This window comes from Variovorax paradoxus NBRC 15149 (genome assembly GCF_001591365.1).
GTDB classification, from domain to species: domain Bacteria; phylum Pseudomonadota; class Gammaproteobacteria; order Burkholderiales; family Burkholderiaceae_C; genus Variovorax; species Variovorax paradoxus.
In genome coordinates this window covers 253,645-279,899 of sequence record NZ_BCUT01000007.1, presented here as the reverse complement: position 1 = coordinate 279,899, position 26,255 = coordinate 253,645, and the positions used below count along the sequence as shown (strand labels likewise).

General features: G+C 68.6%; 22 protein-coding genes. 12 read left to right on the top strand and 10 right to left on the bottom strand.

What is annotated here, in order from left to right:
• The first annotated feature begins 43 nt into the window (after window positions 1–43).
• On the top strand, window positions 44–1,642 hold the full coding sequence (locus tag VPA02S_RS26915) for an OpgD/OpgG family glucan biosynthesis protein (protein WP_012748371.1): 1,599 nt from the start codon (window positions 44–46) through the stop codon (window positions 1,640–1,642).
• An 18-nt stretch (window positions 1,643–1,660) separates the two neighbouring features.
• Here the strand turns inward: VPA02S_RS26915 and VPA02S_RS26910 are convergent, their stop codons facing one another.
• Complete coding sequence (locus VPA02S_RS26910; protein WP_038107594.1) at window positions 1,661–2,068, bottom strand: FKBP-type peptidyl-prolyl cis-trans isomerase; 408 nt, start codon at window positions 2,066–2,068, stop codon at window positions 1,661–1,663.
• A gap of 123 nt (window positions 2,069–2,191) precedes the next feature.
• Here VPA02S_RS26910 and eat point away from each other — a divergent pair, with 123 nt between their 5' ends.
• The 7 genes from eat to VPA02S_RS26875 all read left to right on the top strand — a co-directional run bounded on the left by eat (window position 2,192) and on the right by VPA02S_RS26875 (window position 9,620).
• Complete coding sequence (gene eat / locus VPA02S_RS26905) at window positions 2,192–3,613, top strand: ethanolamine permease (RefSeq protein WP_062366718.1); 1,422 nt, start codon at window positions 2,192–2,194, stop codon at window positions 3,611–3,613.
• A 16-nt stretch (window positions 3,614–3,629) separates the two neighbouring features.
• Window positions 3,630–5,024 carry an ethanolamine ammonia-lyase subunit EutB gene (locus VPA02S_RS26900; RefSeq protein WP_062366716.1) on the top strand — a complete coding sequence of 465 codons (1,395 nt, stop codon included), beginning with the start codon at window positions 3,630–3,632 and terminating at the stop codon, window positions 5,022–5,024.
• A complete protein-coding gene (gene eutC, locus VPA02S_RS26895; protein WP_062366714.1) occupies window positions 5,021–5,806 on the top strand; it encodes an ethanolamine ammonia-lyase subunit EutC in 786 nt (261 codons plus the stop codon). Before VPA02S_RS26900 ends, eutC begins: the two co-directional genes overlap by 4 nt.
• Window positions 5,807–5,929: 123 nt before the next feature.
• Window positions 5,930–6,220: a helix-turn-helix domain-containing protein gene (locus VPA02S_RS26890; protein ID WP_244883772.1), complete on the top strand. Its 291-nt coding sequence runs from the start codon at window positions 5,930–5,932 to the stop codon at window positions 6,218–6,220.
• Window positions 6,210–7,472: a type II toxin-antitoxin system HipA family toxin gene (locus VPA02S_RS26885; protein WP_062366710.1), complete on the top strand. Its 1,263-nt coding sequence runs from the start codon at window positions 6,210–6,212 to the stop codon at window positions 7,470–7,472. The genes VPA02S_RS26890 and VPA02S_RS26885 overlap by 11 nt, the downstream gene beginning before the upstream one ends.
• 104 nt (window positions 7,473–7,576) lie before the next feature.
• Window positions 7,577–8,845 (top strand): HAD family hydrolase, encoded by a 1,269-nt coding sequence (locus VPA02S_RS26880; protein WP_062366708.1) that lies wholly within the window; start codon window positions 7,577–7,579, stop codon window positions 8,843–8,845.
• Between the two features lie 193 nt (window positions 8,846–9,038).
• Window positions 9,039–9,620, top strand: coding sequence for a peroxidase-related enzyme (locus VPA02S_RS26875; RefSeq protein WP_062366706.1), 582 nt, complete (start codon window positions 9,039–9,041; stop codon window positions 9,618–9,620).
• 13 nt (window positions 9,621–9,633) lie between these two features.
• On the opposite strand, the gene VPA02S_RS26870 is transcribed toward VPA02S_RS26875, so the two are convergent.
• Genes VPA02S_RS26870 through VPA02S_RS26860 form a run of 3 tightly spaced genes read right to left on the bottom strand, consistent with a single transcriptional unit; the run spans window position 9,634 to window position 12,727 of the window.
• Window positions 9,634–11,385: a phosphoethanolamine transferase gene (locus VPA02S_RS26870; RefSeq protein WP_062366704.1), complete on the bottom strand. Its 1,752-nt coding sequence runs from the start codon at window positions 11,383–11,385 to the stop codon at window positions 9,634–9,636.
• Between the two features lie 57 nt (window positions 11,386–11,442).
• Window positions 11,443–12,012 carry a phosphatase PAP2 family protein gene (locus VPA02S_RS26865; protein ID WP_012748381.1) on the bottom strand — a complete coding sequence of 190 codons (570 nt, stop codon included), beginning with the start codon at window positions 12,010–12,012 and terminating at the stop codon, window positions 11,443–11,445.
• A complete protein-coding gene (locus tag VPA02S_RS26860; protein ID WP_018905611.1) occupies window positions 11,999–12,727 on the bottom strand; it encodes a phosphatase PAP2 family protein in 729 nt (242 codons plus the stop codon). Before VPA02S_RS26860 ends, VPA02S_RS26865 begins: the two co-directional genes overlap by 14 nt.
• Before the next feature lie 157 nt (window positions 12,728–12,884).
• Between VPA02S_RS26860 and VPA02S_RS26855 the strand changes: the two genes are divergently transcribed.
• Both VPA02S_RS26855 and VPA02S_RS26850 read left to right on the top strand, forming a co-directional pair.
• Window positions 12,885–13,559, top strand: a complete 675-nt coding sequence (locus VPA02S_RS26855; protein WP_062366702.1) for a winged helix-turn-helix domain-containing protein — start codon at window positions 12,885–12,887, stop codon at window positions 13,557–13,559.
• On the top strand, window positions 13,556–14,908 hold the full coding sequence (locus VPA02S_RS26850; protein WP_062366700.1) for a sensor histidine kinase: 1,353 nt from the start codon (window positions 13,556–13,558) through the stop codon (window positions 14,906–14,908). Before VPA02S_RS26855 ends, VPA02S_RS26850 begins: the two co-directional genes overlap by 4 nt.
• Window positions 14,909–14,917: 9 nt before the next feature.
• Here the strand turns inward: VPA02S_RS26850 and VPA02S_RS26845 are convergent, their stop codons facing one another.
• Both VPA02S_RS26845 and VPA02S_RS26840 read right to left on the bottom strand, forming a co-directional pair.
• Window positions 14,918–15,340 carry an acyl-CoA thioesterase gene (locus VPA02S_RS26845; RefSeq protein ID WP_062366699.1) on the bottom strand — a complete coding sequence of 141 codons (423 nt, stop codon included), beginning with the start codon at window positions 15,338–15,340 and terminating at the stop codon, window positions 14,918–14,920.
• Between the two features lie 21 nt (window positions 15,341–15,361).
• Window positions 15,362–16,144, bottom strand: coding sequence for an SDR family oxidoreductase (locus VPA02S_RS26840; protein WP_012748386.1), 783 nt, complete (start codon window positions 16,142–16,144; stop codon window positions 15,362–15,364).
• Window positions 16,145–16,262: 118 nt separating this feature from the next.
• Here VPA02S_RS26840 and VPA02S_RS26835 point away from each other — a divergent pair, with 118 nt between their 5' ends.
• A complete protein-coding gene (locus VPA02S_RS26835) occupies window positions 16,263–17,966 on the top strand; it encodes an electron transfer flavoprotein-ubiquinone oxidoreductase (protein ID WP_062366697.1) in 1,704 nt (567 codons plus the stop codon).
• 318 nt (window positions 17,967–18,284) lie between these two features.
• On the opposite strand, the gene VPA02S_RS26830 is transcribed toward VPA02S_RS26835, so the two are convergent.
• From VPA02S_RS26830 to VPA02S_RS26815, 4 genes are all read right to left on the bottom strand, one after another.
• Window positions 18,285–21,941: a hydantoinase B/oxoprolinase family protein gene (locus tag VPA02S_RS26830; RefSeq protein WP_062366695.1), complete on the bottom strand. Its 3,657-nt coding sequence runs from the start codon at window positions 21,939–21,941 to the stop codon at window positions 18,285–18,287.
• A 34-nt stretch (window positions 21,942–21,975) separates the two neighbouring features.
• Window positions 21,976–23,268, bottom strand: coding sequence for an MFS transporter (locus VPA02S_RS26825; RefSeq protein WP_018905607.1), 1,293 nt, complete (start codon window positions 23,266–23,268; stop codon window positions 21,976–21,978).
• Window positions 23,269–23,311: 43 nt separating this feature from the next.
• Window positions 23,312–24,127, bottom strand: a complete 816-nt coding sequence (locus VPA02S_RS26820) for a putative hydro-lyase (protein WP_062366693.1) — start codon at window positions 24,125–24,127, stop codon at window positions 23,312–23,314.
• A 91-nt stretch (window positions 24,128–24,218) separates the two neighbouring features.
• Window positions 24,219–25,124: a LysR family transcriptional regulator gene (locus VPA02S_RS26815; RefSeq protein WP_062366691.1), complete on the bottom strand. Its 906-nt coding sequence runs from the start codon at window positions 25,122–25,124 to the stop codon at window positions 24,219–24,221.
• 68 nt (window positions 25,125–25,192) lie between these two features.
• Here VPA02S_RS26815 and denD point away from each other — a divergent pair, with 68 nt between their 5' ends.
• Complete coding sequence (denD, locus tag VPA02S_RS26810; protein ID WP_062366849.1) at window positions 25,193–26,209, top strand: D-erythronate dehydrogenase; 1,017 nt, start codon at window positions 25,193–25,195, stop codon at window positions 26,207–26,209.
• Window positions 26,210–26,255: the final 46 nt, after the last annotated feature.

Sequence of the window (26,255 nt, the reverse complement as noted above, 5' to 3'; positions counted from 1 at the left end):
CTCCACACGACGTACTCCCAAGACCGCAACCCTCAAGAAACACATGCTTGATCGCCGATCCTTCCTTGCCGCAGGTGGTGCCGCCGCCGCACTCGCCGCCCTTGGACTGCCCGAAGAGGCACTGGCCGCCAACGGCCTGAAGCTGAGCCAGCCTTCGCCCTTCTCGTTCGACCGACTGGTGGCGCAGGCCAAGCGCCTGGCCGGGCAGCCCTATGCCGCCGCCACGCCGCTCGCACCCGAGGTGCTCGAGAAGATCGACTACGACGCGCACGGCAAGATCAAGTTCGACCCGGCCAACGCCCTCTTCCGCGACGGACCGGGCGCCTTTCCCGTCACCTTCTTCCACCTCGGCCGCTTCTTCCAGACACCGGTGCGCATGCACGTGCTCGAGAATTCCGATGGCGATGCCTTCGCGCGCGAGGTGCTCTACAGCCCTTCGTACTTCTCGATGCCGCCCGACAGCCCGGCGCGCGCGCTGCCGGCCGGCGCGGGCTTTGCGGGCTTTCGGCTGCAGGAAAGCCGCCTGGGCGACCAGGGCAAGCTCGACTGGCAGAAGAACGACTGGGTGGCTTTTCTGGGCGCCTCCTACTTCCGCGCGATCGGCGAGCTCTACCAGTACGGCTTGTCGGCGCGCGGCCTGGCGCTCGACGTGGCGGTGCCCGACAAGCCCGAGGAATTTCCTACCTTCACGCGCTTCTATTTCGAGACGCCGGCCGCGAACAACACCACTTCGATGACCGTCTACGCGCTGCTCGAAGGGCCGAGCGTCACGGGCGTGTTCAAGTTCGTGATGCAGCGCGGCAAGGCCGTGATCATGGACATCGACGCGCGCGTTTTCCTGCGCCGCGACGTCTCGCGACTGGGCCTGGTGCCGCTCACCTCGATGTACTGGTATTCGGAAACCATCAAGCCCACCGCCATCGACTGGCGCCCCGAGGTGCACGACTCCGACGGCCTGGCCATCTGGAACGGCGCGGGCGAGCGCATCTGGCGCCCGCTCAACAACCCGACGCAGACGCGCGCCTCGGCCTTTGCCGACACGCGGCCGCGCGGCTTCGGGCTGCTGCAGCGCGACCGCGCGTTCGACAACTACCAGGACGGCGTCAACTACGAGAAGCGCCCGAGCCTGTGGATCGAACCGCTGGGCGACTGGGGCGAAGGCTCGGTGCAGTTGATCGAGATCCCGACCGACGACGAGATCCACGACAACATCGTCGCCTTCTGGGTGCCCAAGGCCGACGCCAAGGCGGGCGCGAGCTACAGCCTGCAGTACCGGCTGCACTGGACCGACCAGGAGCCCTTTCCCTCGCCGCTCGCGCGCTGCGTGGCCACGCGCATCGGGCGCGGCGGGCAGCCGGGCCAGCCGCGCCCGCCGGGCGTGCGCAAGTTCATGGTGGAGTTCGTCGGGCAGCCGCTCACCACCGTGCCCTTCGGCGTCAAGCCCGAGCTGGTGCTGACGGCGCCGCGCGGCAAGTTCTCCTACGTCTTTGCCGAGGCCGTTCCCAACGGCGTGCCGGGCCACTGGCGCGCCCAGTTCGACTTCACGCCCGAAGGCAACGAGCCCATCGACATGCGGCTCTACCTGAAGACCGGCGACAAGACGCTGACCGAAACCTGGCTGTTCCAGTTCCAGCCAGGGTGAGTTCTCGAGATCTGCCGGTCAGCGCTTCTTGACGGAGACCAGCTCGACTTCGAAGTTGAGCGTGGCGTTCGGCGGAATCACGCCGCCCGCGCCGCGCGAACCGTAGGCAATCGATGGCGGGCAGGTCAGCTTGGCCTTGCCGCCGGGCTTCATCTTCTGCACGCCCTCGGTCCAGCAGGGGATCACGCCGTTGAGCGGAAACTCGGTCGGCTCGCCGCGGCTGTAGGAGCTGTCGAATTCCTTGCCGCTGTCGGGGAAGGTGCCGCGGTAGTGCACCTTGACCACGTCGGTGGCGGCGGGCGATGCGCCGGTGCCTTCCTTCAGCGACTGGTAGACCAGGCCGCTTGGCGTGGTGACCGGCGCCGATTGCGCCCAGGCGGCGGACACCGCGCACAGCGAGACCAGGGCGGCACAGAAGAGAGACAAGGAAGAAGAGGAAGACTTCACTGAACACCTCGGGAGATTGAAAAGCACGATTATGGCCAGCGATGGAACGGGCCTTGCTTTGCCGGATACGCACTGTCAACATCCGCAAAAAGAGGAAGCCCCATGCAGCCCACCGCAGTCACGCCGGTCGCAGCCACTGTTCCCACAGGCACCGGCCATCTGAAGAAGGTCCTCGGCCCCGTCCAGCTCTGGGGCATTGCCGTGGGCCTGGTCATCTCGGGCGAGTACTTTGGTTGGAGCTACGGCTGGAACACTGCCGGCACGCTCGGCTTCCTGGTGGCCACGGTGCTGGTGGCCACGATGTACACCACCTTCATCTTCAGCTTCACCGAGCTCTCCACCGCCATTCCGCATGCGGGCGGCCCGTTTGCCTACGCGCGGCGCGCCTTCGGGCCGACCGGCGGCTTCGTGGCGGGCTTTGCCACGCTGATCGAATTCGTCTTTGCGCCGCCGGCCATCGCGCTGGCCATCGGTGCCTATCTCAACGTGCAGTTCCCCGGCATCAACCCGAAGTGGTTCGCGCTGGGTGCGTACGTGATCTTCATCGCGCTCAACTGGATCGGCGTGGGCATTGCGGCGGCCTTCGAGCTGTTCGTGACGCTGCTGGCCATTGTCGAGCTGCTGGTGTTCATGGGCGTGGTCACGCCGGGCTGGACCATGGCCAACTTCGTCGCCAACGGCTGGGCCGGCGGCAGCGTGCTCAACGGCGCGGCCATCTCGGGCATCTTCGCGTCGATACCGTTCGCGATCTGGTTCTTCCTGGCCATCGAGGGCGCGGCCATGGCCGCGGAGGAAGCGCGCGATCCGCACCGCACCATTCCCATCGCCTACACCACGGGCATCGTCACGCTGGTGGTGCTGGCCTTCGGCGTGATGATCTTCGCGGGCGGCGTGGGCGACTGGCGCAAGCTCGCCAACATCAACGACCCGCTGCCGCAGGCCATGAAGGCGGTGGTGGGCGACAACAGCGGCTGGCTGCACATGCTGGTGTGGATCGGCCTCTTCGGGCTGATTGCCTCGTTCCACGGGATCATCATGGGCTACTCGCGCCAGATCTTCGCGCTGGCGCGCGCCGGCTACCTGCCGCGCTACTTCGCGGGCCTGAGCCCGCGCTTCGACACGCCGCACCGCGCGCTGCTGGCCGGCGGCGTGATCGGCGTGGTGGCCATCTTCAGCGACGAGTGGGTGCAGTTCGGCGGCCAGACGCTCACCGCCAACATCGTGACCATGGCCGTGCTCGGCGCCATCGTGATGTACCTGATCTCGATGGCCGCGCTGTTCAGGCTGCGCAGGAGCGAGCCCGGCCTGCTGCGCACCTACCGCGCGCCCTTCTATCCGGTGTTTCCGGCCATTGCGCTCGGGCTTGGCGTGGTCTGCCTGGGCGCCATGGTCTGGTTCAACTTCATGCTGACCGTGCTGTTCCTGGTGCTGATGGCAGCGGCCTACGGCTACTTCCTGCTGACCTCGGCGCAGCGCAAGGCGGCGGCGCCCGACGAGATGCTGTCTTCCCGCACCATCGCGTGAACAAGAAGAGAGAAAGATGCGCTATCGCACCACCATCGCCGGCCAGGTCTTCGCCTTCGACGACCTCAAGCAGGTCATGGCCGTGGCCAGCCCGGCGCGCTCGGGCGACTACCTCGCGGAGATCGGCGCGGCCACCGCGCAGCAGCGCATGGCGGCGCGCCACGTGCTGGCCGAGACGCCGCTCAAGCAGTTCCTGACCGAGGCGCTGATTCCCTACGAGAGCGACAACATCACGCGCCTCATCATCGACACCCATGACGCAGAGGCCTTTGCGCCGGTGTCGCACCTCACGGTCGGCGACTTCCGCAACTGGCTGCTCTCGGAGCAGGCCACCACCCAGGCGCTGACGGCGCTGGCACCGGGCCTCACGCCCGAGATGGTGGCCGCCGTGTCCAAGCTCATGCGCAACCAGGACCTGGTGTCGGTCGCCAGGAAGTGCAGCGTGGTCACGCGCTTTCGCGACACCATCGGCCTGCCCGGCCACCTGGCCGTGCGGCTGCAGCCCAACCATCCGACCGACGACCTGCGCGGCGTGGCGGCCTCCACGCTCGACGGCCTGCTCTACGGCGCGGGCGATGCGGTGATCGGCCTCAACCCGGTGTCCGACAGCATGCAGGTGCTCGGCCGCTTGCTGCACATGCTCGACGAGGTGATCCAGCGCTTCGAGATTCCGACCCAGAGCTGCGTGCTCACGCACGTGACCAACACGCTCAAGCTCGCGGAAGCCGGCGCGCCGGTGGACCTGGTGTTCCAGTCGATCGCGGGCACTGAAAAGGCGAACCTGTCCTTCGGCGTCACGCCCGAACTGCTGGCCGAGGCACACGCCGCGGCGCTGGCGCTGAACCGCGGCACGGTCGGCAACAACGTGATGTACTTCGAGACCGGCCAGGGCAGCGCGCTTTCGGCCAATGCCAACTTCGGCGTCGACCAGCAGACCTGCGAGGTGCGCGCCTATGCATTGGCGCAGCGCTACAAGCCGCTGCTCATCAACACGGTGGTCGGCTTCATCGGGCCCGAATATCTTTTCGACGGCAAGCAGATCATCCGCGCCGGGCTCGAAGACCATTGCTGCGGCAAGCTGCTGGGCCTGCCCATCGGCTGCGACATCTGCTACACCAACCATGCCGAGGCCGACCAGGACGACATGGACAACCTGCTCGTGCTGCTGGGCACCGCGGGCATCAACTTCATCATGGGCATTCCGGGCGCCGACGACGTGATGCTCAACTACCAGAGCACCTCGTTCCACGACGCGCTGTTCCTGCGCCAGACGCTGGGCCTGAAGCGCGCGCCCGAATTCGAGGCCTGGCTGCAGCGCATGCAGATCACCGATGCGGCGGGGCAACTCGCGCCGCCTTCGGCCAACCGCCTGTTGGCGGACATGAGCGGCCTGGCCGCCTTCGCGCCATGAGCAAGGACGCCGTCACGCCGAATCCCTGGGCGCAGTGGCGTTCGGCCACGCCCGCGCGCCTGGCGCTGGGCCGCGCCGGCGCCGGCATGCCGACCGACGAGACGCTGCGCTTCGGCTGGGCCCACGCGATGGCGCGCGATGCCATCCATGCGGCGCTCGACGTCGATGCACTCGAAGCCGCGCTGCAGCAACAGCATTGGCAAGTGATGCGGGCGCGCAGCCGCGCCGAAGACCGCACCACCTACCTGCGCCGCCCCGACCTCGGCCGGCAGCTCGACCCCGCGGATGCGCAGCGCCTGCGGGCCGCCGCAAAAGGCGATTGCGATGTGTGCCTCGTCATCGGCGACGGCCTCTCCTCGCTCGCGGTGGCGCGACATGCCGCGCCGCTGCTCGCCGCGCTGCGCGCGCAGCTGCCGCCCGAGACGCGCTTCTCTCCCGTGGTCATCGCCACCCAGGCGCGCGTGGCGCTGGCCGATGAGGTCGGCGAGCTGTTCGGCGCTGCGCTCTCGGTGATGCTGATCGGCGAGCGCCCGGGGCTCAGCTCGCCGGACAGCCTCGGCATCTACCTGACCCATTCGCCGAAGCGCGGCCGGCACGACGCCGAGCGAAACTGCATCTCGAACGTGCGCCCCGAAGGCCTGCCCTGCGAAGCCGCGGCGCTCAAGCTCGCATGGCTGATGCGCGAATCCCTTCGCCGGGGGCTGACCGGCGTCGGGCTCAAGGACGAGAGCGATCTTGCAGTGCTCGAGCCCGGCCGACCGGCACCGTCCTTGCCCGGCTGACCGCGGCTTTGCGGGAATCAAAAATAGTCAATACAATGGTTATTAAGCCGTTTAATAGCCATTTTATTGATGCCGAGAAGCAGCAACAGCCTTTCCGCCCTGCCCCAGCAGACCGCTGAGCCCTTGAGGAATCTCGGCCTGCGCCTTCGTGCGCACCGGGTGCATCGCGGCTGGACGATCGCGGAAATGGCCGAGCGCCTGCTGTGCTCGCCCACCACCCTGCGCTCGCTCGAATCGGGCAAGCCCGCGACCAGCATCGGCTTGCTGGCCCACGCGCTGTGGCTGTTCGGCGAGATCGATTCGCTCGACGTGTTGGCTCCCGCACCCGCGGGCCTGACCGCCAGGCGCCGCGTCCGCAGGTCCGCCGCACGCGGGCCCGCCGGGGTGATCGCGGAGGACGAGCGTGATTTCTGACGAGGCCGGGGACGAGCGGCGCATCTACGTCGGGCTCGCGCGCCACACGGGCGGCGAGGTGCAGCCTGCCGGCCTGATGAAGCTCGTTCGCCGCGGCGTCGTGGAGTCGGGCGAATTCGCCTATGGCCGGCGCTACCTCCAAGACCCCGCGGCCATGCCGCTCAACCCCGAGCACCTGCCGCTGCGCGATGCCGCTTTCGCGCTTGCGGAGCGGCGCATCCGCGAGGGCGGCGCCATGCCGCTCACGCTGCGCGATGCCCTGCCCGACAGCTGGGGACGCAAGGTGCTTGAGATCCGGCACGGCAAACCCCTGTCGGACATCGACGCGCTGCTGCTGACCAACGAGGACCGCATCGGTGCGATGGTGTTCGCCGAGTCATTGCCCATCCAGAGCGAAGAACCGCCCTCCATGCTCTGGTCGCTGGAGGAACTTGCCGAAGCCTCGCACCGCGTCGAGGAAGGCATGGAGATCGGGCCCGACATGCACCTGCTGCTGCGCGGCGGCAGCCTGGGCGGCGCGCGCCCCAAGGCGGCCTTTGCGCATGAAGGACGGCGCTACATCGCCAAGTTTTCCTCGCGCGGCGACGACCACGACGTGGAGGTGATCGAGGCCGCCACCCTGTGGCTGGCCAGCGCCTGCGGCATCCGCGTGCCTGCCTTCCTGCTGCAGCCCCTGGCGTCCGGCCACGCCTTGCTGGTGGAGCGTTTCGACCGAAGCGGTCCCGTGAACGACGAGCAGCGCCACCACTACCTGTCGGCCTCGGCACTGCTCGATGTGCCCTATGAATCCAGCCGCGGCAGCTATGTCGAACTCGCGCAGCTGCTGCGGCGCATCTCGGCGCGGCCGCAGGAAGACCTGACCGAGCTGTTTCGCCGCCTGGTGTTCAACCTGGCCGTGGGCAACAGCGACGACCACGTCAAGAACCATGGCGCCCTGCGGCAGGGCGACGGCCTCTGGCGCCTGGCGCCTGCCTTCGATCTTGTCATGCAGCTGGGCGGCCATACGGGCTACCAGGAGCTTGCCATCCTGCCGGGGCAGCATGCATCGAGCCTTGCGCTGGCGCGTGCCGCGGCGCCCCACTTCGGCCTGTCGGCGGCAGAGGCGGACCGCATCATCCGCCGGACCGAAGAAACCGTTTCGGTGCAGGCCGCGGCCAGCGTCGAAGCGTCCGGCGGCAACCGTGAGCTCGTGCGCCGCGTGGCGGCCTTCATCGAACAGCAGTACGACCGCATCCGTGCCCAGGGCCTGTGAAGCGGCCCCCGGCTGGCATGGCTGATGCGTAGGCCTTTGTCGAAGTGTCACGAGCGTTCTCTACGCTCGGCCTTCCATCAACGCCGCACAACAACAGGAACTCCATGCAACGCCGCCTGATTCTTCTCACGCCGCTCGCCGCCGCACTCGCCGCCACGGGCTGCGCGAGCCTGGCCCCCTCTGCGTCCACCACGCTTTCGCCCGGCCGCTGGGACGCCTTCAACCGGGCACAGATCGAAGGCCTGATCGCCAGCCTCGGCAAGGCGAGCCCGGGCTACAGCGCCGGCCGGCCGCCCTACGTGGTCTTCGACTGGGACAACACCAGCGTGTTCCTGGACATCGAGGAAGCCTCGCTGATCTACCAGCTCGAGAACCTGGTGTTCGGCGCCACGCCCGCGCAGCTCGAAGTGGCGCTGCGCAAGAACATCCCGAAGAAGGACTTCCTGCCGGCCTTCAACAATGCGGCCGGCCAGCCGGTCAGCATCGACCGCGTGGTGCCCGACATCGTGGCCAGCTACACCTGGCTCTACCAGAACTACAGCGGCCTCAAGGGCAGCCAGCCGCTGGCCGCGGTGAAGCTCAGCCCGCACTACATCGCCTTCACCACCAAGGTGCGTTACCTGTACGAAGCCATCGGCGACACCTTCGACCACGACACCGCCTACCCCTGGGTGACCTACCTCTTCGTCGGCATGACCGAAGCGCAGGTGCGCAAGCTCACGGCCGCCACGGTGGCCTGGCAGCTGAAGGAACCCGTGGCCAAGGTGAAATGGACCTCGCCGGCCGCGCTGCCGGGCCAGGCCGGCGTGGTCTCGGTCAGCTGGAAGAACGGCCTGCGGCTGCAGCCCGAGATGCAGGAGCTGTACGCCGCCTTCCGCAACGCGGGCTTCGACGTGTGGGTGTGCTCGGCCTCCTTCGTCGACGTGATCAAGGAGATTTCGTCGAACCCCGCCTTCGGCTACAACAACCCGCCCGACCGCGTGCTGGCGATGGAGCTGGAGCGCGACGCCAACGGCGTGATCCAGCCCGAGTACCGGCGCGGCTACGACCAGACGCAGGGCCCCGGCAAGACGAAGAACATCCAGCGCTTCCTGGTCAGCAAGTACGGCTACGGCCCGAGCTTCATTGCGGGCGACAGCGAGGGCGACCAGAACATGATGGCCGACTTCGCCGACACGAAGAAGGTGCTGATCGTGAACCGGCTGCGCGACCCCAAGACCGACATCGGCAAGTTCTCGGCCATGGCGGTGCAGAACTACGGCAAGCCCGACACGCGCTACCTGCTGCAGGGCCGCGACGACAACACCGGCCAGTGGGTGGCTTCGCAGCTGCACACGCCTCTCGGCGCAGCCCAGGGCAAGGCACTGAAATAAGGCCCACCCCCAGGCTTCGCGCACTTCGTGTCGCTTCTCCCTCCCCCTCACCGGGGGCAACACCAGCGGCCCGGCGAAGCCGGTTCCGCGGTGTTCCTGGCATTTGGCTGTGCCAGTCGCGTGGGCCGCGGGTCATACGTCATCGTAGTAAAAACTATGATGGCCCATCGAGACAACCCGCACCGGAGACGATATGGCCACAGACCGCTACCCCCTCGCCGAGCTGAAAGACCTGCCGGAAGACATCCGCACCGCGATCCTCGCGGTGCAGGAAAAAGCCGGCTTCGTGCCCAACGTGTTCCTCGCGCTGGCGCGCCGCCCGGCCGAGTGGCGCGCCTTCTTCGCCTACCACGACGCGCTGATGCTGAAGGAGGAAGGCTCGCTCACCAAGGGCGACCGCGAGATGATCGTCACCACCACCAGCGCGGCCAACCGCTGCCTCTACTGCGTGGTGGCGCACGGCGCGCTGCTGCGCATCTACGAGAAGAAGCCGCTGGTGGCCGACCAGGTGGCGGTGAATTACCGCAAGGCCGACATCACGCCGCGCCAGCGCGCCATGCTCGACTTTGCGATGAAGGTCTGCGAACGCTCGCACGAAGTCGAGGACGCGGACTTCGCCGCGCTGCATGCCCACGGCTTCGACGACGAGGACATCTGGGACATCGCCTCCATCACCGCCTTCTTCGGCCTGAGCAACCGCCTCGCGAGCTTCAGCGGCATGCAGCCGAACACCGAGTTCTTCCTGATGGGGCGTCTGCCGCGCGAGAAGAAATAAATAGCCCAGCGCCTCAGGCCTTGCCTCGGCAGGATGCGAGCGCGTCCAGGCCGGGCTTGTAGGTGGGATTGCTCACGTCCATCAGCCCCAGCACCGTGTGGTAGAGGTTGTCGTGCGTGAGCGGCGCATCGAGCCCCGCTTCCATGCACGAGCGCGACAGCTTGCGGCGCTCGTTCATGCCGGGGCTGAACCAGGTGACCATGGGCACGTGCTTCTGCGCCTCGGGTGCGAAGCTGTAGGGCACGCCATGCAGGAACAGGCCGTATTCGCCGAGCGATTCGCCATGGTCGCTCACGTAGAGCAGGGCCGGGTCGTACTGGCCGGACTGCGCCTTGAGCCAGTCGATGGTCTGGCCCAGGAAATGATCGGTCTGCGCAATCGAGTTGTCGTAGACGTTCTGCAGCTCCGCATGGCCGCATTCGGCCAGCGCATTGGTCTTGCACTCGGGCAGGAAGCGCTTGATCTCCGGCGCGGAGCGCTTGTAGTAGGCCGGCCCGTGGCTGCCCATCTGGTGCATGACCAGCACCACGCCCTTGGCGCGGCGCTCGGCGGGCAGCGCGGCAATGCGCTCGTCCAGCCCCTTGAGCATGACGTCGTCCAGGCATTCCTCGCCGTCGCACAGCGCGCTCTTCTGCGCGGGCGTGAGGCTGTCGAAGGCGGAGGCGTTGGGAATGCGCGTGCACACGTCCTTGCATCCGGCCTGGTTGTCGAGCCACAGCACCGCCAGCCCGGCGGCCTGCAGCACGTCGACCAGGTTTTCATAGTCGTCGCTGCGCGATTCGTAGCCCTGCTTGCCCAGCGGCGAGAACATGCACGGCACCGAAGCCAGCGTGTTGGTGCCGCACGAATGCACATCGCGATAGCTCAGCACGCCGCGCGCCGCCAGCTCGGGTGTGGTGTTGCGCGCATAGCCGTTGAGGCCGAAGTGGTCGGCCCGCGCGGTCTCGCCCACCACCAGCACGAACATCGGCGGCCGCGCCTGGCCCGCGTAGCTCGCGCCCAGCGCCGTTCCGGCCGTGATGGGAATCAGCTTGCGGCTGCGCTTGAACATCGGCTTGATGACCACCGAGCCGGCCGAATAGAGGCTTGCAACCGGGTTCATCATGTAGCGCAGGTGGACGTTGTTGCGCATCAGCGGCGCGAGCTGCCGGTTCATCGACACCGCGGCCACCAGGGCGAGCGCCACCGCCAGCAGCAGCAGCGCCACGTTGCGCCAGAGCTTGGAGAAAAAGCGCATCGGCATGATGCGCGCGCGCCAGAGCGCCAGCGCGGGCAGCAGCGCCACCAGCAGCACGTGGTAGGCCATGCGCCAGCTCATGAGGTCGCGCGCCTCGTTCGGGTCGGTCTGCAGCACGTTGGCGATCATGGTCGGATCCATCACCACGCGGTACTCGATCATGTAGTGCTGCACGAAGGCCGCCAGCAGCACCACCGCGAACCACAAGGGCTTCATCCAGCGCGACCAGGCCGTGAAGGACAGCAGCGCCACCGTGGCGCACACCATGAGCACCCCCATGGCGGCGCTCGTGGGCAGGTAGGTGCTGGGTGCGCCGCCGATGCGCGCGAGCTCGTTCCAGAGCGGCCAGTTGGCGGCCACGGCAAGGTAGAGGGCAAGCCAGACGACCACGCGCTGCGCCGAGCGGGGCCGCGCGAGCCACAGGTCGATGCGCGCCCACAGCGCGCGCGCGGGTGCCAGGAAGGAGGCGCCGGCCGCCAGCGCACCCACGTCCCGTCCCGGCGTGGGTTCGATTCTTGAAAATGACATCTACCGACTGTAGAAAGCGCAACTGAAGCCAGCCTGAATTGCGCGTTCAGCCAGCGTTCAGGTTCGCGCCCGTCTCGCCCTCAAGCGGGGCCGCATGAAGGCCCTGAGCGCCAGGTTGAGCGGCCGGCTCACGCCGCGCTCCACCACGATCGACACCAGGGCGGCCAGCATCACCCCCGCGACCACGTCGAACGGAAAGTGCAGCCCGAGGAACACGCGGCTCCAGCCGACCACCGCGGCCACCGCCAGCGCCGCCAGCATGGGCGCGCGCCACGGCAGGCACCACAGCGAGAACGCTGCCGCGAAGGTGCAGGCGGCATGCAGGCTCGGAAAGCCCGGCCGCGCGCCTTGCGGCGCCCACTGGATTCCCAGCCCGTAGAAGGCGGGCCGCTGGAACGGCATGGCCGAGCGGAACACGTTCACGAAGATCCAGACCGCCAGCACGCTGACCAGCGCGGTGAAGCAGGCATAGCGCAGGCGGCGGTCGACCACCGCGGCGCCGATGATCGCGGCGGCCAGCAGCGCCGGCAGCACGTCGGACGCGAAGCGAGCGAAATGGATGCTCCACGCCGGCGCCGCGGCACTGGCGTTGATCAGCGCGAACAGGGCGACATCAAGGCCCTGCATGCAACACGGCGGCAGGTTCGGTTGCGGCCAGCCGCGAAGCGCGGGGTGCGACGACCAGGTCGATGGCAAAGCCCGCCACCCAGCAGATCCAGGCGGTCCAGAGCGTGTGGCTCATGTAGTGCGCGCCCCGCAGCTGCTGCGACAGGCCGAGCAGCAGTCCCGCGGCCAGCGACGCGCAAAGCCAGAGGACCGCGGCACGCGGCGACACCCGGCGCAGCACGAAATAGCCGCCGGCGTAGGCAAAGGCCGCCGAGGCATGGCCCGCCGGGAAGCACCCGCCCGCGCCGCCGTCATAGACCTTCCATGCCCAATGCGACACGTGGCTGGCCACACCGCCGAACTCCTTCAGGTCCCAGGGGCAGCTCGTGTGGCTCGCATGCTTGAGCAGGCTGACGGCGAGGACCGAGAGCAGCACCGTGAATGCCAATTGGGCCCGGGCGCGAACCGGCAGCCGGCGCAGGATGCCGAGCGGCCAGCGGATGGCGGCGAACAGCGCGATCACGAACAGCCAGCTCAGGTCCTTCGCGCCCTCGTGCATCACGTGCACCAGGAAGGCGTTCTCGCGCCACGGAAAGCCCATGGGCGTGCCCGCGAGGCGCGCCAGGGCGAGATCGCCGCCTGTAGCGTCCCACGCGAGCAGCAGCGCCAATGCAAGGAGGGTCAGCACGCCCAGGCGAAGGTTCGAGGGATTCGGAGGATTCGGGACACGCGTCATGGACAGAGGGGGAGAGAAGCCGGCAAGCCTGAAACCCCTCTAGCCTACGTGCCTGGCCTGAACCGAGCCTGAAGCGGCCCTGAACGGGAACTGACGGCCGCGGTCCGGCCGCACGGTCGGCGCTAGACTGCGTTTTTTTCTGGAAAGACCCCATCGCGTGCGCATATTGCTCGTCGAAGATGACAGTGCGTTGGCAGACGCCGTCTGCAGCTACCTGGTTGCAAAGGCTTTCGTGGTCGACGTGGCGCCCAGCCTCGCCGATGCGCGCGGCGCCCTGCTTTCGGTGCAGTACGCCGCCGTGCTACTCGACCTGCACCTGGGCGACGGCGACGGCCTGTCGCTGCTGCCCCAGGTGCGCGCGCTGCGCGAGCCGCCGATCGTCATCGTGCTGACGGCGCGCGACCAGGTCACCGACCGCATCCGCGGGCTCGACGCCGGCGCCGACGACTACCTCATCAAGCCCTACGACCCGGCCGAGCTGCTGGCGCGGCTGCGCGCCGTGGAGCGGCGGCGCAGCGCCGGCAGCTCGCCGGTGCTGCACCTGGGCACGCTGGAGATCGACCTGGCGCACGATCGGGTCCGCAAGGACGGCAACCCGGTCGTCCTTACGCAGAAGGAATGGGCCCTGCTGCGCGTGATGGCCACGCGGCCCGAGCGCATCCACACCCGCGAGAACCTGGCCGACGCGCTCTACGGCTTCGGCGACGAGGCCGACAGCAACACGCTCGAAGTGTTCATCAGCCGCCTGCGGCGCAAGCTGGGCAAGAACCACATCCAGACACTGCGCGGCCTCGGCTACCGGCTGTCGACCTCGTCGGGCGACGACGAATGAACGCGGCACTCCCGAAGGACGACCGCGACACGCTGGCCGGCCGCCTGACGCGCACCCTGATCCTCTGGGTCGGCGGCGTGTGGATGCTGTGCGTGCTGGCCGTGGTCTGGTATGTGGACCGCGAGATCAACCACAACTTCGACAACGAACTGGTCGAGGTCTCGCACCGCATGTTCGACATGGCGCTGCAGGAATTCGGCAAGATGCAGCATTCAGGCACCACGCCGGACACGCCGGTGATCGCGCCCAAGCAGCTGTTCTCCGAGGACGCCGTGATGTACCAGGTGGTGGACATCCACGAGCACGTGCTGCTGCGCTCGGCCGAGGCGCCCGACGGCGCCTTCGACGTTCCGCTGGCTCCCGGCTTCGCCAACAACCAGACCTGGCGCATCTATACGGTGCGGCATCCCACGCTGGGCCTTTACTTCCAGGTGGCCGATCCGCTCGACGAGCGGCGCTCGGCGCTGAACCGCACGCTGTTCGGGCTGATCATTCCGCTCGGTGCCGTGCTGCCGCTGCTGGCGCTGGTGCTGCGCAAGGTGGCGCGCAACGAGCTGCGCGTGCTGCAGCAGCTCGCGGGCGAGATCGAGAAGCGCAGCGGCTCCGACCTGCGCCCCATCACGCTGCCCGGCCTGCCGCGCGAGCTGCGCTCGGTCGGCGACCACGTCAACAGCCTGCTGGAGCGGCTGTCGCATTCGCTCGACGTCGAACGCGCGCTGGCCGCCAACGCGGCGCACGAGCTCAGAACCCCGCTGGCCGCGGCGCGGCTGCGGCTGCAGACCGCGCTCGAGCACGACCTGCGGCGCAACGACGTGCAGGCGGCGCTCGATGCGCTGCAGCTGCTCAGCCACCGCGCCGAGAAGCTGCTGCAGCTCTCGCGCGCGGAATCGGCCGCATCGCTCGCGCGCGCGCCGGTCGACCTGGTGCAGCTGGCCGGCGCCGTGGCGCAGGACTTCTGGAACGACCCGCAGATCAGCGAGCGGCTCGCGCTCAAGGTGCCCGACGACGCCGCGCCCATTGCCTCGGGCGACGTCGATGCGCTGGCGATCGCGCTGCGCAACCTGGTGGAAAACGCGCTGCGCTACGGCGGCAACGGCCGCGTGGTGATCGAGGTGATGGCGCCCTGCACGCTCGCGGTGCGCGACTTCGGCGCGGGCGTCAGCGCCGAACAGCTCGCCACGCTGCAGCAGCGCCACGTGCGCCACAGCTCCGATCGGGCAGGCTACGGCCTGGGGCTGTCGATCGTGGGCACCATCGTCGAGAAGCTCGGCGCCAGGCTCGAGCTGGCATCACCGCCGCCGGGTGCGGCCCATGGCTTCGAGGCGCGCATCGTGCTGCGGCCGGCGTAGCTGCGCGCCCTATTCGCTCACCACCGCGCGCAGCCAGTCGGGCAAGGGCAGCGCCTTCTGCTTCGGAAAATCGACCCAGATCGTGGTCGCCCCGCCGGCCGCGCAGATCACCTCGGGCGCCTCGGCCCGCGCCATGGTGGCCCAGCTCTCGAAGGTGGTGCGCGCCGGGTCGCTCACGTACATCTTGAGCAGCACGTCGCCGGGGTACTCGATCTGCCGGTAGAAATTGCAGAAGGCGTTGACGATCACCATGCCCTCGCCGCCCGGCGCGGGGTCGATGCCGAGCGAGCGGATCCAGTCGATGCGCGCGGTTTCGAGGTAGCGGAAATAGGTGCCGTTGTTCAGGTGCCCCATGGCGTCCATGTCGCCCCAGCGGATGGGGATGGACATCTCGAACACGAACTTTTTCTTCTCGGGGATTTCGATTCTCATCGGTGGCTTTGATGGAGGGGATCAGAGCGCGAACCCGTCGTCGGCCGCAATGACCGCGCCGTTCACGAAATGGCTCTGGCCGCTGGCCAGCAGCACGATCAGGCCGTCCAGGTCTTCGGGCTTGCCCACGCGCTTGCGCGGCAGCATGCTCACGAGCTTGGCGCCGCCTTCGGAGGCCCAGTGGTCCTCGTTGAGCTCGGTCGCGATGTAGCCCGGGCACAGCGCGTTCACGTTGATGCCGAAGCGGCCCCATTCGAGCGCCATGGCTTTGGTCATCTGCACGACCGCGGCCTTGCTCATGCAGTAGGTGCCGATCTGCGGCAGCACCTTGAGCGCCGCCACCGAGGCGATGTTGATGATGCGCCCGCCGATGTAGGTGCCCGGCGCCGAACCGTCGGCGCGCGCCAGCATGCGCTTGCCCACCTCCTGTGCGACGAAGAAGGAGCCCTTCACGTTGGTGTCGAAGATGTAGTCGTAGTCGTCCGGCGTGACGTCCGAAAGGCGCTGGGTGGTGCTCACGCCCGAGTTGTTGACCAGGATGTCGATGGGGCCGACCTCGGTTTCGGCGCGCGCCACCGCGGCCTTGATGCTGCCGATGTCGGTCACGTCGAGCTCGACCGCATGCGCGTCGCCGCCCTCGCCCTCGATGCGGGCGCGCAGCTCCTTCAGTTTCTCGAGCCGGCGGCTCGCGAGCACCACCGCGGCGCCGGCACGCGCCAGCGTCTTGGCAAACTGCGCGCCCAGCCCGCTGGAAGCGCCGGTGATGAAGGCCACGCGGCCCGAAAGATCGATGCTGTAAGCCATGGGAAGGGGGTCCTGTTGAGCGGTTGCCGAGTCGCCGAGGCGACGCCCGGCACTCCACATAAAATGTTTCGCGCCCTCGAAGCGTCCGAGCCTCAAATCATTATCGACGAGACCCCACATGACCCACGACGAAATCCTCGCCCAGTTCGGCCCCCGCGAATCCATGGAATATGACGTGGTGGTCGTCGGCGGCGGCCCGGCCGGCCTCTCGACCGCCATCCGGCTCAAGCAGCTGGCGGCCCAGCACGACAAGGAAATCTCGGTGGTGGTGCTCGAGAAGGGCTCCGAGCCCGGCGCGCACATTCTCTCGGGCGCCATCATGGACCCGCGCGCGCTCAACGAGCTGCTGCCCGACTGGAAGGAGCTGGGCGCCCCGCTGAACCAGCCCGTGACCGACGACGCCATGGTGTTCCTCGGCGAAAAATCGGGCCTGCGCACGCCCAACCTGTTCCTTCCGGCCTGCTTCCAGAACCACGGCAACTACATCATCAGCCTGGGCGCCTTCACCAAGTGGCTGGCGCAGCAGGCCGAGAACCTGGGCGTGGAGATCTTTCCGGGCTTCCCGGCGGCCGAAGTGCTCTACAACGAGAACGGCTCGGTGCGCGGCGTGGCCACCGGCAACATGGGCGTGGGCAAGGACGGCGAACCCACCGAGAACTTCCAGCTCGGCATGGAGCTCCTGGGCAAGTACACGGTGTTTGCCGAAGGCGCGCGCGGCCACCTGGGCCGCCAGCTGATCGCCAGATTCAAGCTCGACGAGGGCAAGGACCCGCAGACCTACGGCCTGGGCGTGAAGGAAGTGTGGGAAGTCGACCCCAAGCGCCACCAGCCCGGCTTCGTGCTGCACACCGCCGGCTGGCCGATGAAGAGCGACACCTACGGCGGCGCCTTCCTCTATCACATGGAAGACAACAAGATCTCCATGGGCTTCATCACGGGCCTGGACTACAGCAACCCCTACCTGAGCCCGTTCGAGGAAATGCAGCGCTGGAAGCTGCACCCCAACATCCGCTGGTACCTCGAGGGCGACGAGGCCCAGGGCATCAAGCCGGCCAAGCGCATCGGCTACGGCGCGCGCGCCATCACGGCCGGCGGCCTGACGTCGCTGCCCAAGACGGTGTTCCCGGGCGGCGCGCTGGTCGGCTGCGAGGCCGGCTACCTGAACGTGAGCCGCATCAAGGGCAGCCACGCCGCCATCAAGACCGGCATGCTGGCCGCCGAAGCGGCCTTCGTCGCGGTGCAGGCCGGCCGCCAGCACGACGAGCTCACGGCCTACCCGGCGGCGTTCGAGAAGAGCTGGCTCCACGCGGAGCTGAACAAGTCACGCAACTTCAAGGCCTGGTTCAAGAAGGGGCTGGGCATTGCCACCTTCATGAACGGCATCGAGCAGTGGCTGCTCAAGGGCCACATTCCATGGACCCTGCGCCGCAACAAGCCGGACCACCTGTACCTCAAGCCGGCGGCGGAGTGCAAGCCCATCGCCTATCCGAAGCCGGACGGCAAGCTGACCTTCGACCGCCTCTCGAGCGTGTTCATCAGCAACACCAACCACGAGGAGCAGCAGCCTGCACACCTGACGCTCAAGGATGCGTCGGTGCCGGTGAACATCAATCTGTCGAAGTTCGCGGGCCCCGAAAGCCGCTACTGCCCGGCCGGCGTGTACGAGTTCGTGCCCGACGAGGCCAACGCCGGCAAGGAGCGCCTGCAGATCAACGCGCAGAACTGCGTGCACTGCAAGACCTGCGACATCAAGGACCCGACGCAGAACATCGTGTGGGTCACGCCTGAAGGGGGCGGCGGGCCTAACTACGTGGGGATGTAGCTCTCTCTCGTTTTTGGCGCTGTTGTTCGGGGCGCTGTTGTTCAGGGCGCATGCACAGGCCACCGGGTACTCCCCTCCGCGAATGTCCCCCGGCCTTCGGCCTCCTCCTTTATTTCGCTGCGGGGAGCACCCGATGCCCTGTGCACTTGGGCACGCTGCTGGTGTACCGCTGATCAACGACTGCTCTGATCACGCTCCCGTCGATGGGGTGCCTTGCGCAGCGAAATCAAGGGGGAGCCCGCAGGGCGGAGGACATTCGCGGAGCAAGGTACCCCGCCGGCGGGAGCGCACCCCCGCCGACAGAATGCACAGCACAGTTCAAGAGCCGCTTTCGCCCCACCCGCCCCCACCAGGCGTCTCGATCACGAACACGTCCCCCGGCGCCATCTGCACCTGCCCGATGTGTTCCAACGTCTCGACCGTCCCATCGGCCCGCTCGACACGGTTGATGCCCACCGCACCGGCCTCGCCACCGGCACCGCCGAACGCGCCGTGGAGCCGGCCATTGCTGAGGATCGAGGCCGTCATCGGCGCCAGGAAGCGCACGCGCCGCACGCCGCCGTCGCCGCCGCGCCAGCGCCCGGCTCCCCCTGAACCGGTGCGCAGGCGGTAGCTCTCAAGGCGCACCGGGTAGCGGAACTCCAGCACCTCGGGGTCCGTGAGGCGCGAGTTGGTCATGTGGGTCTGCACCACGCTCGTGCCGTCGAAGCCCGGGCCCGCGCCCGAACCGCCCGAGATGGTTTCGTAGTACTGGTGCTCGCCGTCGCCGAAGGTGAAGTTGTTCATCGTGCACTGGCTCGCGGCCATCACGCCGAGTGCGCCATAGAGCGCGTTGGTCACGCAGCTCGAGGTTTCGACGTTGCCCGCCACCACCGCGGCCGGCGGGAGCGGGTTGAGCATGCAGCCGCCCGGCACGATCACCTCGATGGGCTTGAGGCAGCCCGCGTTGAGCGGAATGTCGTCGTCCACCAGCGTGCGGAACACGTACAGCACGGCCGCCATGGTGATCGCGCGCGGTGCATTGAAGTTGTTGGCCAGCTGCGCGCTGGTGCCCGTGAAGTCGACCGTGGCCGAGCGCGCGACGGCATCGACCGTGACCCGCACGCGGATCTGCGCGCCGTTGTCCAGCGGCAGCGTGAACTCGCCGTTCTGGAGCGCCGTGATGACGCGGCGCACCGACTCCTCGGCGTTGTCCTGCACGTGGCCCATGTAGGCCGCCACGGTCTCGCGGCCGAACTGCGCGACCATGGCCTGCAGCTCCTGCACGCCCTTCTCGTTGGCGGCGATCTGCGCGCGCAGGTCGGCCAGGTTCTGCTCGATGTTGCGCGACGGATGGGCGCCGCTTCCGAGCAGCGCGCGCAGCTCGGCTTCGCAGAGGCGCCCGCCCTCCACCAGCTTGAAGTTGTCGATCAGCACGCCCTCGTCGCCGATGGTGGCCGAGAACGGCGGCATCGAGCCCGGCGTGATGCCGCCCACGTCGGCATGGTGGCCGCGCGAAGCCACGTAGAACGACGGCCGTGCGTCGCCCGACTCCAGGTACACCGGCGTGACCACCGTGATGTCGGGCAGGTGCGTGCCGCCGTGGTAGGGGTCGTTCAGCACGAAGACGTCGCCGGGCTTCATGCCGGGGTTGCCGTCGATCACGGTCTTGATCGACTCGCTCATCGAGCCCAGGTGCACCGGCATGTGCGGCGCGTTGGCGATCAGGTTGCCCTCGACGTCGAACAGCGCGCAGGAGAAGTCGAGCCGCTCCTTGATGTTGACCGAATAGGCGGTGTTCTGCAGCCGCAGGCCCATCTGCTCGGCGATGTTCATGAAGAGGTTGTTGAACACCTCGAGCATCACCGGATCGGCGCTGGTGCCCAGGGCCTGCGTGGCGACGCGCGGGCGCACGCGGTGCAGCTGGATGCCGGCCGTGGTGGCGCGCGCCTGCCAGCCGGGCTCGATCACCGTGGTGGCGTTGCGGCCCGCGAGGATGGCGGGGCCGTCGATGGAAGCGCCGGGCTTGAGCGCCGCTTCGTCGAACAGCGCGGCATCGCGCCAGCCTGCGGCTTTTTCGTCAGCCTCGCAGTACATGCGCACGGCCGCGAGCGGTTCGGGTGCATGACTGGCCGCATCGGCCTGTGCGGCTGCGGGCGCTGCGCGCTCGCCAGTGCCCACCGCTTCGACCGTCACGGCCTCGATCACGAGCGCCCGCTCGGCCATCAGGAAGGCGAAGCGGCGGCGGTAGCCGGCTTCGAACTCGCCCCGCATCGCGGCGATCGCGTCGTCGGCCGAACCCGCCATCGGCAGCGCGCAGGCCAGCGCAGTGTCGGTGCCTTCGTAGCGCAGCTGCACGCGGTGCACCGTGGCAATGGCCGCATCGGCCACGCCCTGCTCGCGCAGTTCTCCTTTGGCCTGCGCCGCAAGCGAGCCTGCGGCATCGCGCGCCGCGGCCAGCCCCTGCCCATCGAGCCGACGCTCCAGCGCCAGCTCGCGCATCGCGAGCTGGTCGGCCAGCCCCATGCCGAAGGCCGAGAGCACGCCCGCCAGCGGATGCAGGTAGACGCTGCGCATGCCCAGCGCATCGGCCACCAGGCAAGCGTGCTGGCCGCCCGCGCCGCCGAAGCACTGCAGCGTGTACTGCGTGACGTCGTAGCCGCGCGCCACCGAGATGCGCTTGATGGCGTTGGCCATGCTGGCCACCGCGATGCGCAGCGCACCGCTCGCCACTTCTTCGGCGCCCAGGGTGCGGCCCGTGGCTTCCGCCATGCGGCGCGCCATGGCTTCGAAGCCGCGCCGCGCGGCCGTGAGGTCGAGCGCTTCATCGGCGTTCGGTCCGAAGACATGCGGAAAATGCGAGGGCTGGATCTTGCCGAGCAGGACGTTCGCATCGGTGGTGGTGAGCGGACCGCCGCGCCGGTAGCTGGCCGGCCCCGGATTGGCGCCGGCCGACTCCGGTCCCACGCGCAGCCGCGCGCCGTCGAAGGCGATGACCGAGCCGCCGCCCGCAGCCACGGTGTGGATGCTCATCATCGGCGCGCGCATGCGCACGCCCGCCACCTGGGTTTCGAAGGAGCGCTCGAACTCGCCGGCGTAGTGCGACACGTCGGTGGAAGTGCCGCCCATGTCGAAGCCGATCACGCGCGCGTGGCCAGCATCGAGCGCGGTGCGCACCATGCCGACGATGCCGCCGGCCGGGCCCGAAAGGATCGCGTCCTTGCCCTGGAAGCGGTCGGCCTGCGTGAGCCCGCCCGAGCTCTGCATGAAGAACAGCGGCACGCCCGGCATCTGGCGCGACACCTGCTCCACGTAGCGCCGCAGGATCGGGCTCAGGTAGGCGTCGACCACCGTGGTGTCGCCGCGCGGCACCAGCTTCATGAGCGGGCTGGTCTTGTGCGACACCGACACCTGCGTGAAGCCGATGGCGCGCGCGATGCGCTCGGCCGCGAGTTCGTGCGCGGCGTAGCGCCAGCCGTGCATGAAGACGATGGCGCAGGCGCGCAGGCCGGCATCGAAGGCTTCCTGCAGCGCGGCGCGCAAGGCGTCTTCATCGAGGGGCTGCACGACGCCGCCCTGCGCATCCATGCGCTCGCCGGCCTCGATCACGCGCTGGTAGAGCAGCTCGGGCAGCACGATGCGGCGGTCGAAGAGCCGCGGCCGCGCCTGCGTGGCGATGCGCAGCGCATCGCGAAAGCCGGCCGTGGCGACCAGCACCGTCGGCTCGCCCTTGCGCTCCAGCAGCGCGTTGGTGGCCACCGTGGTGCCCATCTTCACGCACTCGACGCGCTCGGGGGTCACGGCCTCGCCGGGCGCGAGCTTCAGCAGGCGGCGGATGCCTTCGACGGCGGCGTCCTTGTACTGCTCGGGGTTCTCCGACAGCAGCTTGAGCGTGTGCAGGCCGCCCTCGGGATCGCGGCCGACCAGGTCGGTGAAGGTGCCGCCGCGGTCGATCCAGAACTGCCAGCGGGACGGGAGAAGGGAATGCGTGGTCATGAAGTCTTCGCGAAAAAGGAGAAAGAGGTCCGGATCAGTTCTGCCGCAGGTCGCGCCCGCGCGTCTCGGGCAGGCAGAGCGCCACGATCACCACCATGGCGTAGGCCACCGCGGCGCACACGCCGATGGCCGTGCCCAGCGAAAGGTGCATGCGGTCGCTCAGCACGCCGACCAGCGCCGGAAAGGTGGCGCCGATGCCGCGCCCGAAGTTGTAGCAAAAGCCCTGCCCGGAGCCGCGCAGCTCATTGGGAAAAAGCTCGGCCAGGAAGGCGCCCGCGCCGCTGAAGATGCCCGACATGAAGAAGCCGAGCGGAAAGCCCAGCAGCAGCATCAGGCCGTCGGTGATGGGCAAGAGCGTGTAGGCATAGACCAGCGATCCGGCCCCCACCGCAAACAGGATGAAGGCGCGGCGCCGTCCGAGCCGGTCCGACAGGTAGGCACCGCACAGGTAGCCGATGAAAGCGCCGATGATGAACATGAACTGGTAGCCGCCCGAGCCCAGCACCGTGAGATGGCGTTCGTTCTTCAGGAAGGTGGGCAGCCAGACGCCGATCGCGTAGTAGCCGCCCTGCATGCCGGTGAACAGCAGGCTCGCGAGCACCGTGGTGCCCAGCATGCCGGGCTTGAAGATCGCGAGGAAATTGCCGCTGCGCTCGCCGCGCGCCACGGCGGCGCGGCTCTGCACGTAGATCTCCGGGTCGCGGATCGAGCGGCGGATGAACACGATCAGGATCGCCGGCAGCAGCCCCAGCAGGAACATCGCGCGCCATGAATACTCCGGCGGCAGGAAGGAGAACAGCGCCATCGACACCAGCACCGCCGCGCCCCATCCGATGGCCCAGCTGCTCTGCACCAGGCCCACCGCCTTGCCCCGGTAGGCAGGCCGGATCATCTCGGCAATGAGCACCGAGCCCACCGCCCATTCGCCGCCGAAGCCCAGGCCCTGCAGCGTGCGTGCGATCAGCAGCTCTTCCGGCGTGCGCGAAAGGCCGCAGGCAAAGGTGAAGATGGCAAAGACCAGGATCGTGAGCTGCAGGATGCGCACCCGCCCGTACATGTCGGCCAGGATGCCGGCCACCCAGCCGCCGATGGCCGAGGCCACCAGCGTGGCGGTGCCGATCAGCCCCACCTCGGTCTTGCTCATGCCCCACAGCGACAGCAGGATGGGCGTGACCAGCGGCAGCGTGTAGTAGTCAAAGGCGTCGACCGCATAGCCGCTGAAGGATGCGGCGAGCGTGCGCTTCTCGTTCGGGTTGAGCGTGCGCAGCCAGCTGCCTCCGGCTGGCGTGGCGTCGCCCGCCTGGGTGGCGTCGAGGGTGGTCTTCATGTGCTTGTCTCCTTGGGTTTTGAATGGGTCGAAAGCGCCGCGTCTAGAACGCGGCCAGCTGGCGGTGCAGCAGGTCGGTCACGAGCATCGAGCCCGGCGCGTGCGTGATGGCGAACGGCAGCCGGGCGGCGGCCAGCGCGGCCTGGGGCGTGACGCCGCAGGCCCAGAACACGGGCAGCTCGCCGGGCATGACCTCGACCGCGTCGCCGTAGTCGGGATCGGCGATCGAGCGGATGCCGATCAGCGCCGGGTCGCCGATGTGCACCGGCGCGCCGTGCACGGCCGGAAAGCGCGAAGTGATCTGCACGGCGCGGATGGCATCGGCCGCGCGCAGCGGGCGCATCGAAACCACCATCGGCCCATGGAAGGCGCCGGCCGGCACGGTGGCCATCGAGGTGCGGTACATCGCCACGTTGCGGCCCTGCGCCACGTGGCGCAGCGCAATGCCCTCGGCCATCAGCGCATGCTCGAAGGTGAAGGAGCAGCCGATGACGAAGCTCACCAGGTCGTCGCTCCAGAGCGCGCGCACGTCGGTGGGTTCGTCCGCCAGCACGCCGTCACGCCACACGCGGTAGCGTGGCAGGTCGGTGCGGATGTCGATGTCCTCGCCGAGCGCCGGCAGCGCCGGGTCGCCGGCTTCCGAGACGCCGAGCAAGGGGCAGGGCTTGGGGTTGGCTTGGCAGAAGCGCAGGAAGTCGGCCGCGTGCGCCCGCGGCAGGATCACGAGGTTGCCCTGCACATGGGCGCTTGCGAGCCCGCTGGTGTGGGCGTTCAGCGCGCCGCTGCGGCAGGCCTGGCGCACGGCCAGCGCGCTGCTGCCGGCGCCGGGCTGTTCTGCGAAGGATGGACGGTTCGACATTTGGCGTTTCCGATGCCCGAGGCATCGCTGTGGTGTGATGCGCCGGATTGTGGGAATCCGCGCTCACGAACGCCAACGCAAATTTTCTTTCTCAACCCATCGATTTTTTCGATGAACCCATGCGGTGCGAAGCGTGCACCACGGCGGAGCCGAGCGCGGCCTCGGGCAGCGGCGACGAGGGGTCGTCGCGGTAGCTCGCATAGATGGGCAGCGGCTCCAGCGTCACGTCGCAAGGCAGCACGCGCAGCGGCAGGCGCCGCGCCAGCGGCTCGACCACCGCGCGCGGCAGCCCGGCCACGCCGAAGCCCGCCTCCACCAGCTGCGCCATCGCCGAGATCGACGAGATCGCATGCACGCGCGGCGGCGGGCTACCGGCCTCGCGGAACAGCTCGAGCAGCGCCACGTGCGGCTGCGAGCCGCGCTGGAAGGTCAGGAGGTCGAGCGAGAGCAGGTCCGGCAGGCGGTAGCGCCGCTTCAGGTGCAGCTCGCGGTGGCCGACGAAGCACATCGGCATCGGCGGCACGGCGCGGGTGCGTACGCCGTCGCCGGTGGCCGGCAGCGCGGCAAACACCAGGTCCTGCTTGCCGCGCTGCAGTTGGTCGACCAGCACCGGCGTGGTTTCGACGGTGAGCTCCAGTTCGAAGTCCGGATGCGTGGCCTGCATGTGCTTGAGCCAGCCGGTGAGCCAGCTGTGCACCACCGACTCGATGGCGCCCACGCGCAGCACCGCCTCGCGCACCGCGCCCGAGCCCATCTCGGCCTTGATGTGCATCTGCATCTCGAGCAGCTTCTGCGCGAAGGCATGGAAGCGCTGCCCTGCCACCGTGAGGCGGAACTGCTTGTCGCGCCGGTCGAGCAGCAGCACGCCCAGTTCGCGTTCGAGCGCGGCAATGCGGCTGGACAGCGCCGACTGCGTGAGGTGCAGCTTCTCGGCCGCACGGGTGACGCTCTTGAGCGCCACGGCCCAGTGGAAGGCTTCGACGAATCGCAAGTTCATGGCGCGAGTGTCGCCTGAGCCGCGCATTCCGCTGCGCTATGCTCGTTGGCGAAGGAGACAACACCACCATGCAGATCGTCATCACGGGCGGCGCCGGCTTCCTGGGCGCACGCCTTGCCCGCACCCTGCTCAGGCAGGGCGAGCTTTCGCTGGCCGGTGCGCCGGCACGCGCCATTTCCCGCATCACGCTGGTCGACCGCGCCGCGCCGCCGGCCGACCTCGCGGCCGACCCGCGCATCGGCACCGCACTCGGCGACCTGAACGAGCAGCTGGCCTCGCCCGACGCCTCGCTCTGGACCGGGGCCGACGCCATCTTTCACCTGGCCGCCGCGGTCAGCGGCGAATGCGAGGCCGATTTCGACCTGGGCATGCGCAGCAACTTCGCCGCCACCCATGCGCTGCTCGAAAAGGCGCGCGCCGTGGGCACCCGGCCGCTCTTGGTGTTTGCCAGCTCGCTCGCGGTGTTCGGCGATTCGCCCGAGCAGCCGCTGCCGCCGGTGATCGAGGACCACACGCTGCCGACGCCGCAGACCAGCTACGGCATCCAGAAATTCATCGGCGAGCAGCTGGTGGCCGACTACACGCGCAAGGGCTTCATCCGCGGGCGCAGCGTGCGGCTCATGACGGTGAGCGTGCGCCCCGGCAAGCCCAACGGTGCGGCCTCGGGCTTTTTCAGCGGCATGATCCGCGAGCCGCTCGCGGGCATCCGCGCGGCCTGCCCGGTGCCCGACGGGACGCCGGTGGCGATTGCGTCGCCGGCGCGCACGGTCGAAGGCATCCTTCGCGCCGCCGAGGCCAGCGACGGCGAATGGGGCCCGCGCACCGCGCTCAACCTGCCCTCGCTTTCCACCACTGTGGGCGACATGGCCGCAGCCCTCGAGCGCGTGGCCGGCAAGGCCGCCACCGCCCTGCTCGACCGCACGCCCGATCCGGCCATCCAGCGCATCGTGAAGACCTGGCCCGGGCGCATCGAGACCGTTCGCGCCGGCAAGCTCGGGCTCACGGCCGACGCCAGCTTCGAGGCGGTGATCCGCGACTACGTCCGTGAAAATCCCGACGCGGTCAAACTGGTTATTGCGGCATAGTCATCGGTTGCGCGCAGAGCCGACGCTTTGCGACACCCCCTTTCCA

Excerpts from the sequence above, each read along its gene's own strand:
- VPA02S_RS26915 (WP_012748371.1), top strand. The coding sequence starts at position 44 with ATGCTTGATCGCCGATCCTTCCTTGCCGCAGGTGGTGCCGCCGCCGCA.
- eat (WP_062366718.1), top strand. The coding sequence starts at position 2,192 with ATGCAGCCCACCGCAGTCACGCCGGTCGCAGCCACTGTTCCCACAGGC.
- VPA02S_RS26900 (WP_062366716.1), top strand. The coding sequence starts at position 3,630 with ATGCGCTATCGCACCACCATCGCCGGCCAGGTCTTCGCCTTCGACGAC.
- eutC (WP_062366714.1), top strand. The coding sequence starts at position 5,021 with ATGAGCAAGGACGCCGTCACGCCGAATCCCTGGGCGCAGTGGCGTTCG.
- VPA02S_RS26880 (WP_062366708.1), top strand. The coding sequence starts at position 7,577 with ATGCAACGCCGCCTGATTCTTCTCACGCCGCTCGCCGCCGCACTCGCC.
- VPA02S_RS26875 (WP_062366706.1), top strand. The coding sequence starts at position 9,039 with ATGGCCACAGACCGCTACCCCCTCGCCGAGCTGAAAGACCTGCCGGAA.
- VPA02S_RS26870 (WP_062366704.1), bottom strand. The coding sequence starts at position 11,385 with ATGTCATTTTCAAGAATCGAACCCACGCCGGGACGGGACGTGGGTGCG.
- VPA02S_RS26865 (WP_012748381.1), bottom strand. The coding sequence starts at position 12,012 with ATGCAGGGCCTTGATGTCGCCCTGTTCGCGCTGATCAACGCCAGTGCC.
- VPA02S_RS26860 (WP_018905611.1), bottom strand. The coding sequence starts at position 12,727 with ATGACGCGTGTCCCGAATCCTCCGAATCCCTCGAACCTTCGCCTGGGC.
- VPA02S_RS26850 (WP_062366700.1), top strand. The coding sequence starts at position 13,556 with ATGAACGCGGCACTCCCGAAGGACGACCGCGACACGCTGGCCGGCCGC.
- VPA02S_RS26845 (WP_062366699.1), bottom strand. The coding sequence starts at position 15,340 with ATGAGAATCGAAATCCCCGAGAAGAAAAAGTTCGTGTTCGAGATGTCC.
- VPA02S_RS26840 (WP_012748386.1), bottom strand. The coding sequence starts at position 16,144 with ATGGCTTACAGCATCGATCTTTCGGGCCGCGTGGCCTTCATCACCGGC.
- VPA02S_RS26835 (WP_062366697.1), top strand. The coding sequence starts at position 16,263 with ATGACCCACGACGAAATCCTCGCCCAGTTCGGCCCCCGCGAATCCATG.
- VPA02S_RS26830 (WP_062366695.1), bottom strand. The coding sequence starts at position 21,941 with ATGACCACGCATTCCCTTCTCCCGTCCCGCTGGCAGTTCTGGATCGAC.
- VPA02S_RS26825 (WP_018905607.1), bottom strand. The coding sequence starts at position 23,268 with ATGAAGACCACCCTCGACGCCACCCAGGCGGGCGACGCCACGCCAGCC.
- VPA02S_RS26820 (WP_062366693.1), bottom strand. The coding sequence starts at position 24,127 with ATGTCGAACCGTCCATCCTTCGCAGAACAGCCCGGCGCCGGCAGCAGC.
- VPA02S_RS26815 (WP_062366691.1), bottom strand. The coding sequence starts at position 25,124 with ATGAACTTGCGATTCGTCGAAGCCTTCCACTGGGCCGTGGCGCTCAAG.
- denD (WP_062366849.1), top strand. The coding sequence starts at position 25,193 with ATGCAGATCGTCATCACGGGCGGCGCCGGCTTCCTGGGCGCACGCCTT.